The sequence below is a fragment of the Sunxiuqinia indica genome (genome assembly GCF_009847015.1).
In the GTDB taxonomy this organism is placed as follows: domain Bacteria; phylum Bacteroidota; class Bacteroidia; order Bacteroidales; family Prolixibacteraceae; genus Sunxiuqinia; species Sunxiuqinia indica.
On the sequence record NZ_WVEM01000009.1, the window covers coordinates 226,380 to 242,909 of the forward strand.

The following is a 16,530-nucleotide window of genomic DNA, read 5'->3' on the forward strand; positions in this document are numbered from 1 at the left end:
CAAAACCTGCTGTCCTTCAATGCATCGAATTACTATCGCCCTCGATGTAACTACAAACCCTTTATATAATCATTTTTATCAACTATTTCAGTCGCATGAAGACATAATTAGATTAATTTTCTCCTATGTGAACATGTTATGAATTATCAATGATTTTACAATAAATCCATTGAAGTGTGCCCGACTATTCGTTATCTTTATAGAAAGCATTCACCTATGGATTTACCACAATTAATACAAAACGATAGCGGTTTGGAGCCATTTGCTCCGGTTATCACCTCACGAATCGAACGTGCAAAAGAAAAGGAAAAAGAGCTCACCCAAAACGGATCGTTAAGAGATTTTGCCGGTGGACACGACTGGTTTGGGCTGCACAAAAAACATGACGGGTGGGTTATTCGAGACTGGGCTCCCAACGCCACCCAAATATACATGATTGGTGAGTTTAACGACTGGCAAGAGCAGGAACCCTATCGGCTGCAACCAATTGGAAACGGCCAATGGGAATTGCACCTTAGCGAAAATCAGTTAACACATGGTCAGCTTTATGCCTTCTCGATGCACTGGAACGGCGGACAAGGGAAACGAATACCCGCCTGGTGCAAAAGAGTGGTGCAGGATGAGCACTCCAAACTTTTCAACGCCCAGGTGTGGATTCAAGAAAAAGACTTCGAGTGGAAACACCCCGACTACCATAGAGCAAATGAAGCGCCCTTAATTTACGAGAGCCATATCGGCATGGCCGGCGAAGCAGAGCGGGTACATACTTATAATGAGTTTCGTGAGCATACGTTGCCCTGGATAAAGGCTGCCGGATACAACACCATTCAACTCATGGCCATTCCCGAGCATCCATATTACGGAAGTTTCGGCTACCACGTATCCAGCTTTTTTGCCCCTTCATCACGCTTTGGAACTCCCGAAGAACTAAAACAACTAATTGACGAAGCCCATGGAATGGGGCTGTCTATAATTATTGACTTGGTTCACTCGCACGCTGTAAAAAACGAGGTAGAGGGACTCGGGAGATACGATGGTACACGTTTCCAATTCTTTCATGATGGCGCACGCGGCGAACATCCGGCATGGGATTCTTATTGTTTCGACTATGGTAAAAATGATGTTTTACACTTTCTGCTTTCAAATATCCGGTATTGGCTCGAGGATTTTAAATTCGATGGCTTCCGGTTCGATGGTGTAACCAGCATGTTGTATTACGATCATGGACTAGGAAAGGCATTCACACAATATGCCGATTACTACGATCAAGGAATCGACGATGAAGCCGTTACCTATTTCTATTTAGCCAATAAGTTAATCCATGAAATTGATCCAAACTCATTATCGGTTGCCGAAGAAGTTAGTGGAATGCCCGGTTTGGCAACTCCTATAGATGATGGAGGATACGGATTCGATTACCGAATGGCTATGGGGGTCCCCGATTTCTGGATCAAACTAATCAAAGAGGTTGCAGATGAAAACTGGGACGTAGGCCAGATTTTTTATGAGCTGACATCGAAACGTCTGGATGAAAAGGTTGTAAGCTATGCTGAGTCGCATGACCAGGCATTGGTTGGAGATAAAACCATTATATTCCGATTGATCGACAAAGAAATGTACTTCAGTATGCGCAAGGATCAACCCAACCTAACCGTTGACCGGGGAATGGCTTTACACAAAATGATCCGGCTCGCCACGGCTACGACAGCAGGCGGAGCCTACCTTAATTTTATGGGTAATGAGTTTGGCCATCCCGAGTGGATCGACTTTCCGCGCGAAGGAAACAATTGGTCGTACAAAAACGCCCGACGAATTTGGAGCCTAACTGAAAACAAAGAATTACGCTACCACCTGCTCGCTGACTTTGACCGTAAAATGATGCAGTGGATCAGAGAAAACCACTTGATTGAGATTCCTGAAGTTTATCGGCGATTCGATAACAAAGCCGACCAGGTGTTGAGCTACCAGCGGGGTGACTTTTTGATGGTTTTTAATTTTAATCCCACGCAGTCATTTACCGATTACGGTATCCCTTTGGAAGCCTCAAAGTACAAGATTTTATTTCACACCGACGAGGAATGTTTTGGAGGACAGGAACGTATCGATAAAAATATGATTTACTACACAAGACCATCAAAAGGACTAAGCAGTCAGCATTATTTAAACTTATACCTGCCAGCCCGAACAGGAATTGTTCTGAAGAAACAAGCGTTTAAACGGATTAAATAAATGAATCAATATTTTACTGAAGTTGAAATAAAAGATATCGGTTGGCACATCGACCATCGTACAAAAGTGATGATGATGGGCTCCTGCTTTTCTGAAAATATAGGACAACGCATGAAACAATTGAAGTTTCAGGTTGACCTGAATCCGTTTGGCATATTATATAATCCGCAATCAATTTCGAAAAGCCTTCGCCTGCTAATGGAACAGAAAACATACACAGCCGAAGACTTAATTGAACACGATGGAATATGGCACAGTTTTGACCATCATAGCAGGCTCTCTTCTACAAGCAAAAAAGATTGTTTGAAACAAATAAATGATCAAATCCGACGTTCGCATGACCATTTAATAGAAAGTGAGTATTTAATTCTTTCGTTGGGAACAGCATGGGTTTTTGAGCTGAAAAACAGCGGGAAAATTGTCTCAAACTGCCATAAACTGCCGGCTGCAGAGTTTCATCGCTATCGTTTAAGTCCCAGCGAAATAACAAGTGATTACAACGAGCTAATCTCTGAACTTTTAAGAATTAACCCAAATTTAAAAATCCTATTTACGGTCAGTCCAATTCGTCATTGGAAGGACGGAGCAGTTGAAAACCAATTAAGCAAGTCGACTTTATTCCTGGCAATTAACCAATTAATAACCGATTTTGGAACAGCTCATTGCGCCTATTTTCCCTCCTACGAAATAGTCATGGACGAACTGAGAGACTATCGGTTTTATGCTCCTGATATGTTGCACATTAGTGCGCAAGCAATTGATCACATTTGGAATAAATTCTGCTCAAAAGTGATTACTGACGAAAGTCATAAAATAATAAAAAGTATTCAGAAGGTCATCAAAGCAATTGAGCACCGACCGCGAAATGTTCAATCAGAAACGCACCAAAAATTTCTGTTATATAACGTAAATGAGATAAATGATTTAATGAAAATTTTTCCGTTTCTTAACTTAGCAAATGAAAAAAAGTATTTTGAATTAAAGTTAGAAGAGCATCAGAGCAATTGTGAACAATGATTGGATTTCTTTCCATAAATTTGTAGCAACCGCAACAATCTGATCTCCTAGATTATAAATATAGTAATAACTAATTGTGATTAAGCCCAAAGTTTAAAACTATGAGCTACCTAAAATTCGATAAAAGTCGTTTAGTGAACTTGGAGTATTCTTTATCCAGAGAAGTTCTCCGTTCAAACCGAGCTGGTTCTTACATCAGTACAACTATTTCGGGATGTAACACACGAAAATACCATGGATTACTCGTTTGCCCGGTCGACGAACTGGATGGCGACAAACATGTTTTATTATCATCTCTTGATGAGACGATTATACAACACGGTGCCGAGTTTAACCTTGGCATTCACAAGTATGAAGGCGATTATTTCGAGCCAAAAGGGCACAAATACATTCGTGATTATGAGGTCGATCGCGTCCCTAAAACGACTTTTCGGGTTGGCGGTGTCGTGTTCAGCAAAGAGCGAATTTTAGTTCAGAATGAACAGCAGGTACTAACAAGATATACACTGGAGGAAGCCAATTCTCCTACCACATTGCGGCTAAAACCATTTATGGCGTTTCGTAGTGTGCATAATCTCAGCAAAGCAAACATGTATGCCAATACAAAATACCAAACGGTAGAAAATGGCATAAAAATGAAAATGTATGAAGGTTATCCTGACTTACACATGCAGTTTTCGAAATCCGTTGAGTTTATTAGCGTCCCTGATTGGTATAAAGATATTGAGTATTTGAAAGAGCAAAACCGGGGCTACGACTACAAAGAGGATTTATTTGTTCCTGGCTATTTTGAAATGCCAATAAAGAAAGGTGAAAGCATTGTTTTTTCAGCCTCAACAACGGAATCAAACCCCAATTCATTTAAGACAAAATTTACGCGCGAGCTAAACAAAAGACCGTCACGGGACACATTCATGAGCAACCTCATTAACGCGGCCCAACAGTTCTTCATCATAAAGGATGATACGAAAGACATTATTGCCGGATTTCCATGGTATGGCTCAATACCCCGTCAAACATTCGTGTCTCTTCCCGGCTTAGCTCTCGAGCAAGAAGAATATGAATTGTTCGAAGATATCGTTGACACCCAATTAAAAAACCTGAAAAATGGTCTATTCCCTCTTGTCAATGGGAAGCAAAATCTGGCCTACAATAATGTCGACACATCACTTTGGTTCTTCTGGGCTCTACAACAATATGCAAAAGAGACGAATAACCAGAAACACATCTGGACAAAGTATAAAAAGGAAATCAAACAGATCCTTGATTCATTCAGGAGTGGTACTGATTACAATATCAAAATGGCCGAAAACGGGCTACTTGCAGGCTATTCTGACAATCTTGCCCTGACATGGATGGATTCCTATCTTGATGGGAAGCCGATTGTGAACAGAAACGGTATGCCGGTTGAAGTTAATGCACTCTGGTATAATGCAATCTGTTTTGCGTTGGAGCTGGCAAAATCTGCCGGAGCTAAAAGCTTCGAAAAGGAATGGAAAGAGTACCCCGCTAAAATTGCAGAATCATTCATGAACGAATTCTGGTGTGATGAGCATAGCTACCTCGCTGACTCAGTTAATGGCGACTATAAAGATTGGTCGATTCGCCCCAATATGGTTATTGCTGCAGCACTCGATTATACGCCACTAAACAAGGAACAGCGAAAGGAGGTTTTAGGAATCGTCAAGCATCAATTGCTTACTCCACGCGGATTACGAACATTATCGCCCAGAAATGCGGAGTACGAAGGCTCTTGTGCGGGGAGCGTTATTGAGCGTGAAAAAACCTTGCACCAGGGAACAGCCTGGCCATGGCTGCTCATGTTTTTTGTAGAAGGTTATTTAAAAATACATAAAAGAGGAGGGATGCCTTTCGTCAAGAAATTGATCGAAGGATTTGAGGAAGAGATGACTGAACACTGCATTGGAACAATACCGGAAAACTATAATGGCAACCCGCCGCACTATGGCAAGGGCGCCATATCTCAGGCATGGAATGTTGCGGCAATCATCAGGTCATACAAGTTAATAATTAATTTTTCAGAATAAGAATAATAAATAAAACGGGAATCTATGAAAGTATTAATGTTTGGTTGGGAATTTCCGCCCCACATATCCGGGGGTCTTGGAACAGCTTGTTACGGATTGACAAAAGGGTTAGCTGAAAACAAAGATGTTGATGTCATTTTTGTGGTACCTAAGGCTCATGGTGACGAGGATCAATCAAGCATGAAACTGGTTGGAGCAAATGAGGTTCCAATTACTAAAACGAAAGTCGAATTTAAAGACCTTCAGAAAAAAATTGAATACTACGAAGTTGAATCCGGCATGGTTCCGTACATGGATCCTGAGGAGTTCTGGAAACTCAGCAGCAAAAAATATTCTGAAAAAACCCGTTTTGTTGAGACCAACGAAGAAGGAAAAATTGAATTTTCGGGCACATATGGGAAAGATCTACTGCACGAAATCTATAAATACTCGCTAGTGGCGGAAGTCATCGCTCAGGAAGAAGAATTTGACCTGATTCACGCACACGACTGGCTCGCCTACCCCGCAGGAATCGCAGCAAAAGAAGCAAGCGGAAAACCCTTAGTTATCCATGTTCATGCGACTGATTTCGACCGTAGCGGAGGAAGTGTCAATCCTCAGGTTTTTGATATTGAGCAAAGAGGCATGAATGCTGCCGATAAAATTATAACGGTAAGTAATTTAACCCGGAAAATTGTGATCGAAAAATACGGCATTGACCCTGCTAAAGTCACAACGGTATACAATGCGGTAGAGCCGGTTAGCAAGGAAGAAAAAGCCAAACTAAAAAAGGGTGTTGAAGATAAAATAGTTACTTTTTTAGGAAGGATAACCATGCAAAAAGGGCCTGAATATTTTGTTGAAGCCGCCAACCTGGTTTTAAAAAGAATGAAAAACGTTCGTTTCGTGATGGCTGGTAGCGGCGATATGATGAATCGCATGGTTCGTCGTGCTGCCGAGTTAAAAATATCAGACTACTTCCACTTCACAGGCTTTTTGAAAGGGGACGATGTATTTGACATGTTCCGGATGAGTGATGTCTTTGTCATGCCTTCAGTTTCGGAACCTTTTGGCATTGTGCCTCTTGAGGCTATGCAGACCAATGTACCTGTGATTATATCGAACCAGTCCGGCGTTTCCGAGATCTTAAAATATGCGGTCAAAACCGACTACTGGGACACTCACGCGATGGCTGATGCCATATACGGATTATTGAACTACCCCGGCATGTGGAATATGTTTATGAAACATGGAAAAGAAGAAGTGGATAGCTTGCAGTGGAAAAATTCGGCCCGCAACGTCCGCGATGTTTATAACGAAGCTTTAAAAACAGAATAAAAAACAAGAATATGAGAGCCATTTGTTTTTACTTTCAAGTACATCAACCATTTCGTTACCGCCGTTATCGCTTTTTTGATATCGGTAATGACCATTATTACTACGATGATTATGCCAATGAAACAATCCTGAGAAAGATTGCTGATCGTTGCTATTTGCCGGCCAACAAAATGATGCTTGATTTGATAAAAAAGCATAAAGGCAAATTCAAAATCGCCTTTTCAATTTCAGGAACAGCATTGGAGCAATTTGAACTATACGCTCCGGAAGTACTTGATTCTTTTCAGGAATTGGCAAAAACCGGGCAGGTTGAGTTCTTGGCAGAAACTTACTCAAATTCGTTGGTCGCGTTAAAAAGCAAGGAATTATATAAGAAGCAAGTCGAAAGACATGCGCAAGCGATTCACAAATATTTCGGACAACAACCGCAAGTACTTCGAAACACCGAATTAATTTATTCTGACGACATTGGCGCCCTAACAGCAGAAATGGGTTTCAAAGGAGCGATTACTGAAGGAGCAAAACATATTCTTGGATGGAAATCACCAAATTACTTGTATTGTAATGCCATCAACCCCCGACTTAAAGTTTTAATGCGGAATTATAAGCTTAGTGACGATTTGGCTTTCCGTTTTTCAAACCAGGGCTGGAACGAATATCCATTGACAGCTGACAAATTTGTGCGCTGGATGGACGGTGATCAAAAAGACGAAATCATCAATTTGTTTATGCATTACGAAACCTTTGGAGAACACCAGTTGGCAGAGACTGGCATATTCCGCTTTATGGAAGAACTCCCTGATGCAGTATTTAAAAACTCCAAGCTTCAATTTGCAACGCCATCTGAAATTGTTGATCAATTCCAGCCGGTGTCAATGGTTAGCGTACCACATGCCATCTCCTGGGCCGATGAAGAACGTGACCTAACCGCTTGGCTCGGAAATGAGATGCAACAAGAAGCTTTTGACAAATTATATGAGTTGAAAGATCGAATGGAGCAAGTTACTGATCCGGAACTACTGAAGGACTGGAGCTACCTTCAGGTAAGCGACCATTTTTACTACATGAGCACTAAGTTTTTCTCTGACGGTGAGATACATAGCTACTTCAATCCATACGAAAGTCCGTATGAAGCTTTCATTAATTATATGAATGTGCTTAGTGATTTTAAACTTAGATTGAATACATTTGTTCCAGAGAGTGAAATGGAACACAAAATAGCAGCCATGAACAAGATGATTGCTGAAAAAGAAGAAAAGCTAAAAAAATACGAAGCCGAAATTGTTAGGCTTCAACAAAAGAAAAAAAAGAAACCTACCACAACTAACAAATCGAAACCGAAAACTGCCTTAAAGAAGAAAATCGAAAAAAAGTAAGTTTAATCAAAATCTAGTGCACCTGTACTCTATTCAAATTGTTCGTAAACAACTGACATAAAAGGCAATATTGCTTGAGTTGTAATAAATCCCCCTCGATGGGATGCGAATAAAATAAAGATGAGTAATTGTTTCGTGCCTGATTTTAACAAAAAAAGAGTTGTGGATATGCCAAATTGGAAAAAACTGTTTGTTGAATCAAACATACCCGAAAAATTAGCTCCTCTGAAAGAGTTGAGCAAAAACCTTTGGTGGGCTTGGAATACTGAAGCCCGTGAATTGTTTGAGACGATTGATGAAGAAATATGGGAAGATAGTTTTCACAACCCGATCGTTCTACTCGAACAAGTCAGCTATCAGCGTTTTAAAGAGTTGGAAAGTGATGAACAATTTATTGCTGACCTGAAAAGTGTTTATAGCCTATTTCAAAAATACCTGAAAGAACGCGAACAAGGAATAGGACCTAAAATTGCCTACTTCAGTATGGAGTATGGCTTACACGATAGCCTTAAAATATTTTCCGGCGGGTTAGGAATCCTGGCCGGAGATTACTTAAAAGAAGCCAGTGACTCAAAAGCCGACCTGGTGGCTGTTGGTTTGCTATACCGATATGGGTATTTCAAACAAACCATCTCGCTACAAGGAGACCAGATGGCCAACTACGAGGCTCAGGAGTTCTCAAAAATACCGGTTCAACCGGCTTTCGACAAAGAAGGAAACTGGGTCCAAATTGAAGTTCAATATCCCGGCAGAACACTGCATGCCCGTGTCTGGGAAGTAAAAGTAGGAGCTGTAAGCTTGTACTTGCTCGATGCCGATTTTGACGCGAACAATGAAAACGACCGCTTTGTCACTCACCATCTTTATGGAGGCGATAACGAAAACCGCCTAAAGCAGGAAATGCTGCTTGGTATTGGTGGTATTCGGGCACTAAATAAACTGGGGCATCAACATGCAGACTTGTTCCATTGTAACGAAGGACATGCGGCCTTGATCGGACTTGAGCGAATGGCTGGTTTGATTAACGAGAATAAGCTAACATATCCTCAGGCAAAAGAGATCGTTCGTGCTTCAACATTATTTACCACCCATACTCCGGTTCCTGCCGGACATGATGCATTCCATAACGATTTATTTAGAATGTATATGGGTAAATTCCCGGCCAAAATTAACCTTAGCTGGGAAGAGTTTATCATGCTTGGAAAAACGACGCCACATGAAGATCATTTCAATATGAGCTTCCTGGCAGCCAACTTATCACAAGGAATTAACGGTGTGAGCATGCTCCATGGCGATGTGTCAAAGCATATCCTGAAACCACTGTATGATGGTTACTTGTCTGAAGAGTTGGATATTGGTTACGTAACGAATGGCGTGCACTATTCAACATGGACAGCCAAGGAATGGAAAGAAATTCACCTGAAATATTTCGGAAAAGATTTTGTAAACAATCAGCTTGATTTTGACCTGTGGGATAAAATCTATAAAGTTCCGGATCAGGAAATTTGGGAGCTTAAACAAAGCTTGCGATCGAAGATGATCGACTACATCAAAAAGCGCTTTACTGACACTTGGGTGAAACGTAACGAGAACCCGAAGTTGATTACTGAAGTCACCAGTTCGCTGAATCCGAAGGCTCTAACCATTGGTTTTGCACGACGTTTTGCCACATACAAGCGAGCTCATTTGCTTTTCCGTAACCTTGATCGCTTAGCTAAAATTGTCAACAATCCCGAGAAACCAGTCCAATTCATCTTTGCCGGGAAGGCTCACCCTGCCGACAAAGCCGGACAAGACCTGATCAAATACATCGTTGAAATTTCTAAGCGTCCTGAGTTCTTGGGTAAAATTCTGTTTGTTCAGAATTATGATATCAACCTGGCCAAAGTCCTGCTTCAGGGAGTTGATATTTGGCTGAACACGCCAACCAGACCTCTGGAAGCCTCAGGAACAAGCGGTGAAAAAGGAGTAATGAACGGAACACTTCACTTCTCCGTACTCGATGGCTGGTGGGTTGAAGGTTACAAAGAAGGTGCCGGATGGGCACTTCCATTGGAAAGATCATACGACGTGCAGGACTTTCAGGATGAGCTGGATGCTGAAACAATCTATAACCTGTTCGAAGACGAGATTGTTCCAGCCTTCTACAAACGTGACAAAAATGATACTCCAAACGAATGGGTTGGTTACATCAAGAAAACACAAGCTCAGGTTGCACCAAACTTTACAACAAGTCGGATGATTCGCGACTACCAGGATCGTTTTTATGCTCCGCAGGCTAAACGTGCCGGCAAGTTAAAAGCTGATGATTTCAAACTAGCTAAAGAAATGGTTGACTGGAAGGCTAGTATTGCTTCGAAATGGGAATACATTGAAGTAAAAGAGATTGACATTGCCGATGGAATTACGAATGCGATTCGCATTGGTGAAGAGTATCCGGCACGTGTTGTGATGGATTTGAAAGGTCTTTCGCCAGAGGAAATTGGTATTGAAATAATCATGACTGAAGGCAGTGACAATGAAGAACCGCAAATAACTGAATGCAAAGAGTTTGATGTTGAAAAAACTGAAAATGGTTTAACAACCTACAAACTGGATCTGCATTTATCTCACCCCGGATCGTACAACTATGGAATCCGCATGTTCCCGAAAAATGAAAACCTCCCCCATCGTCAGGACTTTAGTTACCTGCGTTGGTTATAAAAATAACTGGTTAATAATTTTACAAAAGGCAATCTCGTTGAGGTTGCCTTTTTTTATTCCCTTATTTCAGGTAAAATTCAGATGTTGCAGCTAGACAGAAACAGTTTAACGGATCCGACTAAGTACCGACTTGACTTATCGGATGAATATGTTGTATCTTTAGTGGTGTGAACAAGCTAAAATCAACCGGGCAGTTCACCTCTTACAATCAACCAAAAATCAGCTCATCAAAAGTCAATCGCCTTTTTTGATGTTAATAATCATTGTTAAAAAACTTTTGTATGACTGAGTCCAAAACAATTCGAATAGGTATTTGCATGGCTGGAGCTGTTTCGGCAGGTGCTTACACAGCAGGCGTTATCGACTATCTGATGGAAGCGTTGGAGAACTGGCAAAAAGCCAAAGACCTCAACCTGCCGGGAGTTCCGAAACACGATGTGAAAATTGAAGTGCTAACCGGAGCATCGGCAGGCGGAATGACAGCTGCGATCACCGCATGCGCGGTTCAACAAAAGTTTCCGCACATCAATCCGGGCAACTACCAAACCTCCGAGAATACCGAAAATCCGATTTACGATGCTTGGGTAAACCTCACCGAAACGGAAGACCTGAGCATGATGGACCAGATGCTGGCTGATGACGACATTCGCGGAAATAAAGGCCATGAGGTAAAATCAATTTTTGATTCAGGATTCATCGAGCGTGTTGCCTCCCGCATTATCGACACCTCGGTAAAGGACCCGGAAGTGAATCGACCATACATCGCTGATGACCTGGAGATACTAACCACCCAAACGAATTTAAAAGGATTCAACTACGAGTTGGAGTTTAAAACTGCACTCGGCAAAAGTGTTCACCGCATGACCCGTCACCAGGATCTCGTTCATTTCAAAATAAACGACACGGGAAATTATGAAGGCGACGGAAAGATACCCCTGTCATTTTCGTCGGTGGAAGGTAAAAACAAAGCGCTGCTTATTGATGCCGCCATAGCCACCGGCGCTTTTCCGGTTGGACTGAGCCCACGAAAAGTCAATCGCGAAGCGCGTTACGTCTTAGAGAATCCATACTTAAATACAGCTAACAAACAAATGCTGCTTGACAACACGGCAAATTACTTGTGCGTAAATGTTGACGGCGGTGTAATTAATAACGAGCCTTTTGGATTGACCGACCAGATTTTGGCAAAGCGAAAACAACAAGAACAGGAAGCAGCCGGGATACCCAAAGAGGCAGACAATGCCCCAATCAAAAAGTCGGCTTCTTCGTTTGACACCACCCTAATCATGATTGACCCCTTCCCCAGCGAACAGGGAGCCTGGGAAGACGAAGAATCTCTGGACGCGATTAAGTTTGCTGTACCGGGATTACTGAATGCCATGCGCGCTCAACTGATGTTTAAAGAGCAAGAGCTTCAAAATGCCTTTGACGAGGATGAAGATAATTACACGCGATTCATGGTGCTTCCGGTGCGTTACAAAAACGACGAGAAACAGAAATTTGCCCTGGCATGCGGCGGTTTAGGGGGCTTTGCCGGCTTCTTCAAAAAAGAGTTCCGCGAGCACGACTTTATGCTCGGACGACGAAACTGCCAGCTTTTCCTGCAAAAGTATTTCAGCGTACCAGCCGATAAAGAAAACCCGATACTGGCCTTCGGCTACAAGGGAGTTGATCAGTTCAGGGTGAAAACCGAAGACGGGAAAACTGATTTTCTGCCTATTATTCCGGATATGCGGGTGACCGAAAAAGCTGACGGGACGGCAACACTGCTAACCGATGTTCCGGAAGAAACAGGCATTGATTACGATTCAGTAAAAATAAACCTAAGCATACTGATGTCCTTGGAAGAGCTGATGGAAAACCGTTTTCAAGCCGTTCTGAAAAACATTATGAACGGCGACAAAAAGAATAAAGGAACTGCTGTTGAAAGTGAGATTATCGCACGAATCCGGAAAAAAAGTAAGCTGAACAGGTTTCTGAATAAAAAGGTGATGAAACTGGTTCGAAAAATTGGGATTAAGCAAGCTAAAAATATGATGGCCGAAAAGTTTATTGATGCCGTTATTCGTGAAATGGAAAACCGAAAACTGCTTAACGACGACTTGAAATAAGAAAGACTTGAAAACCCTTGAAGTCTGCCGAACACAATCGCATACAATGGGTTTCAAATGCTTTCGCACAATCGCCATGTATCGCAATCTGAAAAAAACAAAAAGCGTCATTCCGTTCATCCCGCATCCGAGCCACAGGTGTCCGGTTAAAAATTGGTATAATGGGCTAAAGCCCTCGTCATATCAGGCTTCCACTAACCCCGGGATTAATCCTGGGGTTAGTCAATGCACCAAAGCGTCCGGGCTTTAGCCCACTACTTCATCCGACTGAATGTCAGCACTTTTATTTTTCACGTCCAGCATTCACCAGCAATCTGATGGTTTAACCCGACAACAGTTCATCCGGGCTAATTTATATTGCTTCTAAATGATACATAAATGCTGAAATGCAAGCCATTTATGACTTCTGTTGATTTGTGAGGCGTTAAAATAAAATTAAATTTGTGAGCAGACTTAAAGCATACAGGCATGGCAAAGAAATATGATCTTGGTAAAAAGATTTCCCAAATTCGTGAATCCAAGAAAGTTGGTCTACAAGAAATGGCCGAAAAAACAAACCTGGATATCGATCAGCTCAAGAAGATTGAAAAAGGCGAAGTGCTGCCGTCATTGGCTCCACTCATTAAAATAGCACGAGCCCTGGGTGTTCGGCTGGGAACTTTTTTAGACGACAGCTCCAACTTAGGACCCGCCATTGTACGAGCCGATGAACACGAAACAGGCGTTCGGTTCAGTTCGCAGCAAAGTGGTTCGCGTGAGCACCTGAACTTTCTTTCGCTGGCCTTCGACAAGGTAGGCCGAAATATGGAACCTTTTGTTGTTGAAATAGAGCCCGGCCAACAATCCGACTACATGCTTTCGTCGCACGAAGGTGAAGAATTTATTTATGTGCTGGAAGGAGTCGTTGAAATCAACTATGGCAAAGAGCTCTATCAGCTCAAAAAGGGAGACAGCATTTACATGGACTCCATTGTATCGCATAATGTCCATGCCGGGAACGAGGACCCTGCGCGTATTTTAGCGGTTGTTTATGCTCCCTATTAAATCGGCTTGACCAAACTAAAACTGACATCATGCAATTACTCAACTACACGCTCGGCGGCATTTTAGAGAAATACGCTTACGAAACACCCGACCAGGAATTCATGGTTTATCCTGACCGCAATTTACGGTTTACCTACAGCGAATTTAACAAACGAGTCAACAAACTAGCCAAGGGGCTGATGTACACAGGAGTAATGGCTGGCGACAAAGTAGGCATTTGGGCAAACAACGTACCCGACTGGCTGACCTTCATGTTTGCGACCTCCAAAATTGGAGCCATATTGGTCACCATCAATACCAATTACAAACTTAGCGAGCTCGAGTTTTTACTGAAGAATGCCGACATCCACACCCTGTGCCTGGTTGACGGCTGGCGCGACAGCGATTACGTGAATATGATTTTTGAATTGATTCCGGAGCTGAAAACCCACTCCCGTGGCGCGTTAAAATCGGAAAAATTCCCGGTGCTGAAAAATGTTGTTTTCATCGGACAAGAGAAACACCGTGGAATGTACAATACTGCCGAACTGATCTTGCTGGGCGAACACCTGGATGAACTGGAACTGGAAGATGCCAAGCTGAAAGTCGACCCACACGATGTGGTAAACATGCAATACACCTCGGGAACAACCGGATTTCCGAAAGGAGTGATGTTGTCGCATCATAACATTCTGAATAACGGTTACTCGGTTGGCCAATGCATGAAATATACTGCCAACGATCGCTTGCTGGTTTGTGTGCCGCTGTTTCACTGTTTTGGCTGTGTGTTGGCCGTTTGTGCCATTATTAGTCATGGCGCAACCATGGTAATTACCGAAAACTTCGACCCCCTGATGGTTTTGGCTTCCGTAGAAAAAGAAAAATGCACCGCACTTTACGGGGTACCCACCATGTTTATTGCCGAACTGAACCACCCCATGTTCGACCTGTTCGATCTGAGTTCTCTCCGCACCGGAATCATGGCCGGAGCGTTATGCCCCATTGAAACCATGAACCAGGTAATGACCAAGATGCACATTAAAGACATTATTATCGTGTACGGACTAACCGAGTCATCGCCGGGAATGACCGCCACCCGAACCCACAACTCACCCGAAGTACGGTCGACCACTGTTGGTTTTGAGCTGCCCAACGTGGAAGTAAAAATTGTGAATCCGGAGACCGGCGAAGAATGTCCCGAAGAAGAACAAGGAGAGGTGTGCTGCCGGGGATACAACGTGATGAAAGGCTACTACAACAACGATGAAGCCACCCAAAAAGCAATTGATAAAGAGGGCTGGTTACATTCGGGCGATCTGGGTATTAAAACTGAAGATGGTTTTTACCGAATTACCGGGCGTATAAAAGATATGATTATTCGTGGTGGTGAAAACATTTACCCGCGCGAAATTGAAAACTACCTGTTTCAATTACCTCAAATTGAAGCCGTGGAAGTAGCCGGAATCCCCAGTGCCAAATATGGCGAACAAGTGGGTGCATTTATCAAACTAAAAAGCGGGCAAAGCCTTGCCGAAGAAGAAGTAAAGGAATACTGCCGCGGACAAATTGCCCGTTTTAAAATTCCCAAATACGTCTTTTTTGTAAAAGACTTCCCGATGACCGCCAGCGGAAAAATCCAAAAATATAAACTGAAAAGCATTGGGCTGCAACTTTTGGAAGAACAAGGGATTGAAATAGAATAAACCACTGCCCCACTCCATTTGCATATTCCTTATCCTGAACTTGTTTCAGGATCGGCTGGCGGATTGCTCCAATATTGACCGAAACAGATTGCTGCTATCTTCACCCTCCTGGCTCTTGGTTCTTTATTCTTGGATCTAATGTCTGATATCTAATGTCTTGGTGACATTGCATGCGCTGGGGCGTTGCCCCAAACCCCAATTACTTTTTTGTCTTGATACCAAAAAGTAATCAAAAAAGATCAAGTCAAAGTTGTCTTTCCAGACGGGACCTGATTTTTGTCTTGTCCTCAAGCCGGACGGGCTCATCCTTTTTCATTGATAAAAAGGATGCAAAAATCTAGTCAAACCGAACCCTCGGCCGGGCGTTTTGACGGCCTTCGCACTTTTCGCCTTTCGGCGAAATGGGGGACTTAGCGTCGATCTGAAAAATCCGATCGTCTGAAAATCCGAATATCTAAAAATCTTGGTTCTAGTATCTAATGTCTTGTTTTCTTTTCCCTAAACCCCAAATACTTTTTTGTCTTGATACCAAAAAGTATTCAAAAAAGATCAAGTCAAAGTTATCCTTCCACGCGCGTCTGGATTTTTTCTTTCCGGCGCACTGCCCGGAATACCCGCCAAAAATCCTTCCCTCCACCGCCGGCCCGGGCTACTTTGACAGGCCATCGCCTTTTCGCCTTTCGGCGAAGCGGGGGACTTGGCTGTCCCAAGCTATGCGCTGGTCATCCTGAACTCGTTTCAGGAACCAGTCTACCCGAACAGAACTGCAGTTTAGTTAAACATGATCCGAGTTTGTTTAACAGCGACTGGAGTCACCATTTCCCTGACTCCGGTTTGCTTTTTGGTGACTTCGCCCACCCATTACCCGGCCGAAGTTTACTGTTTACCGACTCAAGTTATCATTTACTCAACTGCAGTCACCATTTTCCTGACTCGACTTAGCGTTTACCCGACTGCAGTTACCTTTTTACCGACTCGAGTCGGTTTTGAATAGAATGAGTGC

The 16,530-nt window shown here is 42.8% G+C and carries 9 protein-coding genes; all 9 read left to right on the forward strand.

All coding sequences use genetic code 11. From position 1 onward, the window contains the following. Nucleotides 1-216 precede the first annotated feature (216 nt). Complete coding sequence (locus GR929_RS14825; protein WP_159521127.1) at nucleotides 217-2,229, forward strand: alpha amylase C-terminal domain-containing protein; 2,013 nt, start codon at nucleotides 217-219, stop codon at nucleotides 2,227-2,229. Then, entirely contained in the window at nucleotides 2,230-3,246 is a 1,017-nt protein-coding gene (locus GR929_RS14830) for a GSCFA domain-containing protein (RefSeq protein WP_159521129.1), read from the forward strand. A gap of 101 nt (nucleotides 3,247-3,347) precedes the next feature. Then, nucleotides 3,348-5,294, forward strand: a complete 1,947-nt coding sequence (locus tag GR929_RS14835; protein WP_159521131.1) for an amylo-alpha-1,6-glucosidase — start codon at nucleotides 3,348-3,350, stop codon at nucleotides 5,292-5,294. A 24-nt stretch (nucleotides 5,295-5,318) separates the two neighbouring features. Continuing rightward, entirely contained in the window at nucleotides 5,319-6,611 is a 1,293-nt protein-coding gene (locus GR929_RS14840) for a glycosyltransferase family 4 protein (RefSeq protein WP_159521133.1), read from the forward strand. 11 nt (nucleotides 6,612-6,622) lie between these two features. After that, nucleotides 6,623-7,987, forward strand: a complete 1,365-nt coding sequence (locus GR929_RS14845; RefSeq protein ID WP_159521135.1) for a glycoside hydrolase family 57 protein — start codon at nucleotides 6,623-6,625, stop codon at nucleotides 7,985-7,987. 168 nt (nucleotides 7,988-8,155) lie between these two features. Continuing rightward, entirely contained in the window at nucleotides 8,156-10,690 is a 2,535-nt protein-coding gene (gene glgP, locus GR929_RS14850) for an alpha-glucan family phosphorylase (RefSeq protein WP_159521137.1), read from the forward strand. A 281-nt stretch (nucleotides 10,691-10,971) separates the two neighbouring features. Further along, nucleotides 10,972-12,801, forward strand: coding sequence for a patatin-like phospholipase family protein (locus GR929_RS14855; RefSeq protein ID WP_159521139.1), 1,830 nt, complete (start codon nucleotides 10,972-10,974; stop codon nucleotides 12,799-12,801). A gap of 468 nt (nucleotides 12,802-13,269) precedes the next feature. After that, the gene (locus GR929_RS14860; protein WP_159521141.1) at nucleotides 13,270-13,845 is read left to right on the forward strand and encodes a helix-turn-helix domain-containing protein; all 576 of its coding nucleotides are present in this window, start codon (nucleotides 13,270-13,272) and stop codon (nucleotides 13,843-13,845) included. Between the two features lie 29 nt (nucleotides 13,846-13,874). Beyond that, complete coding sequence (locus GR929_RS14865; protein WP_159521143.1) at nucleotides 13,875-15,527, forward strand: AMP-binding protein; 1,653 nt, start codon at nucleotides 13,875-13,877, stop codon at nucleotides 15,525-15,527. Nucleotides 15,528-16,530: the final 1,003 nt, after the last annotated feature.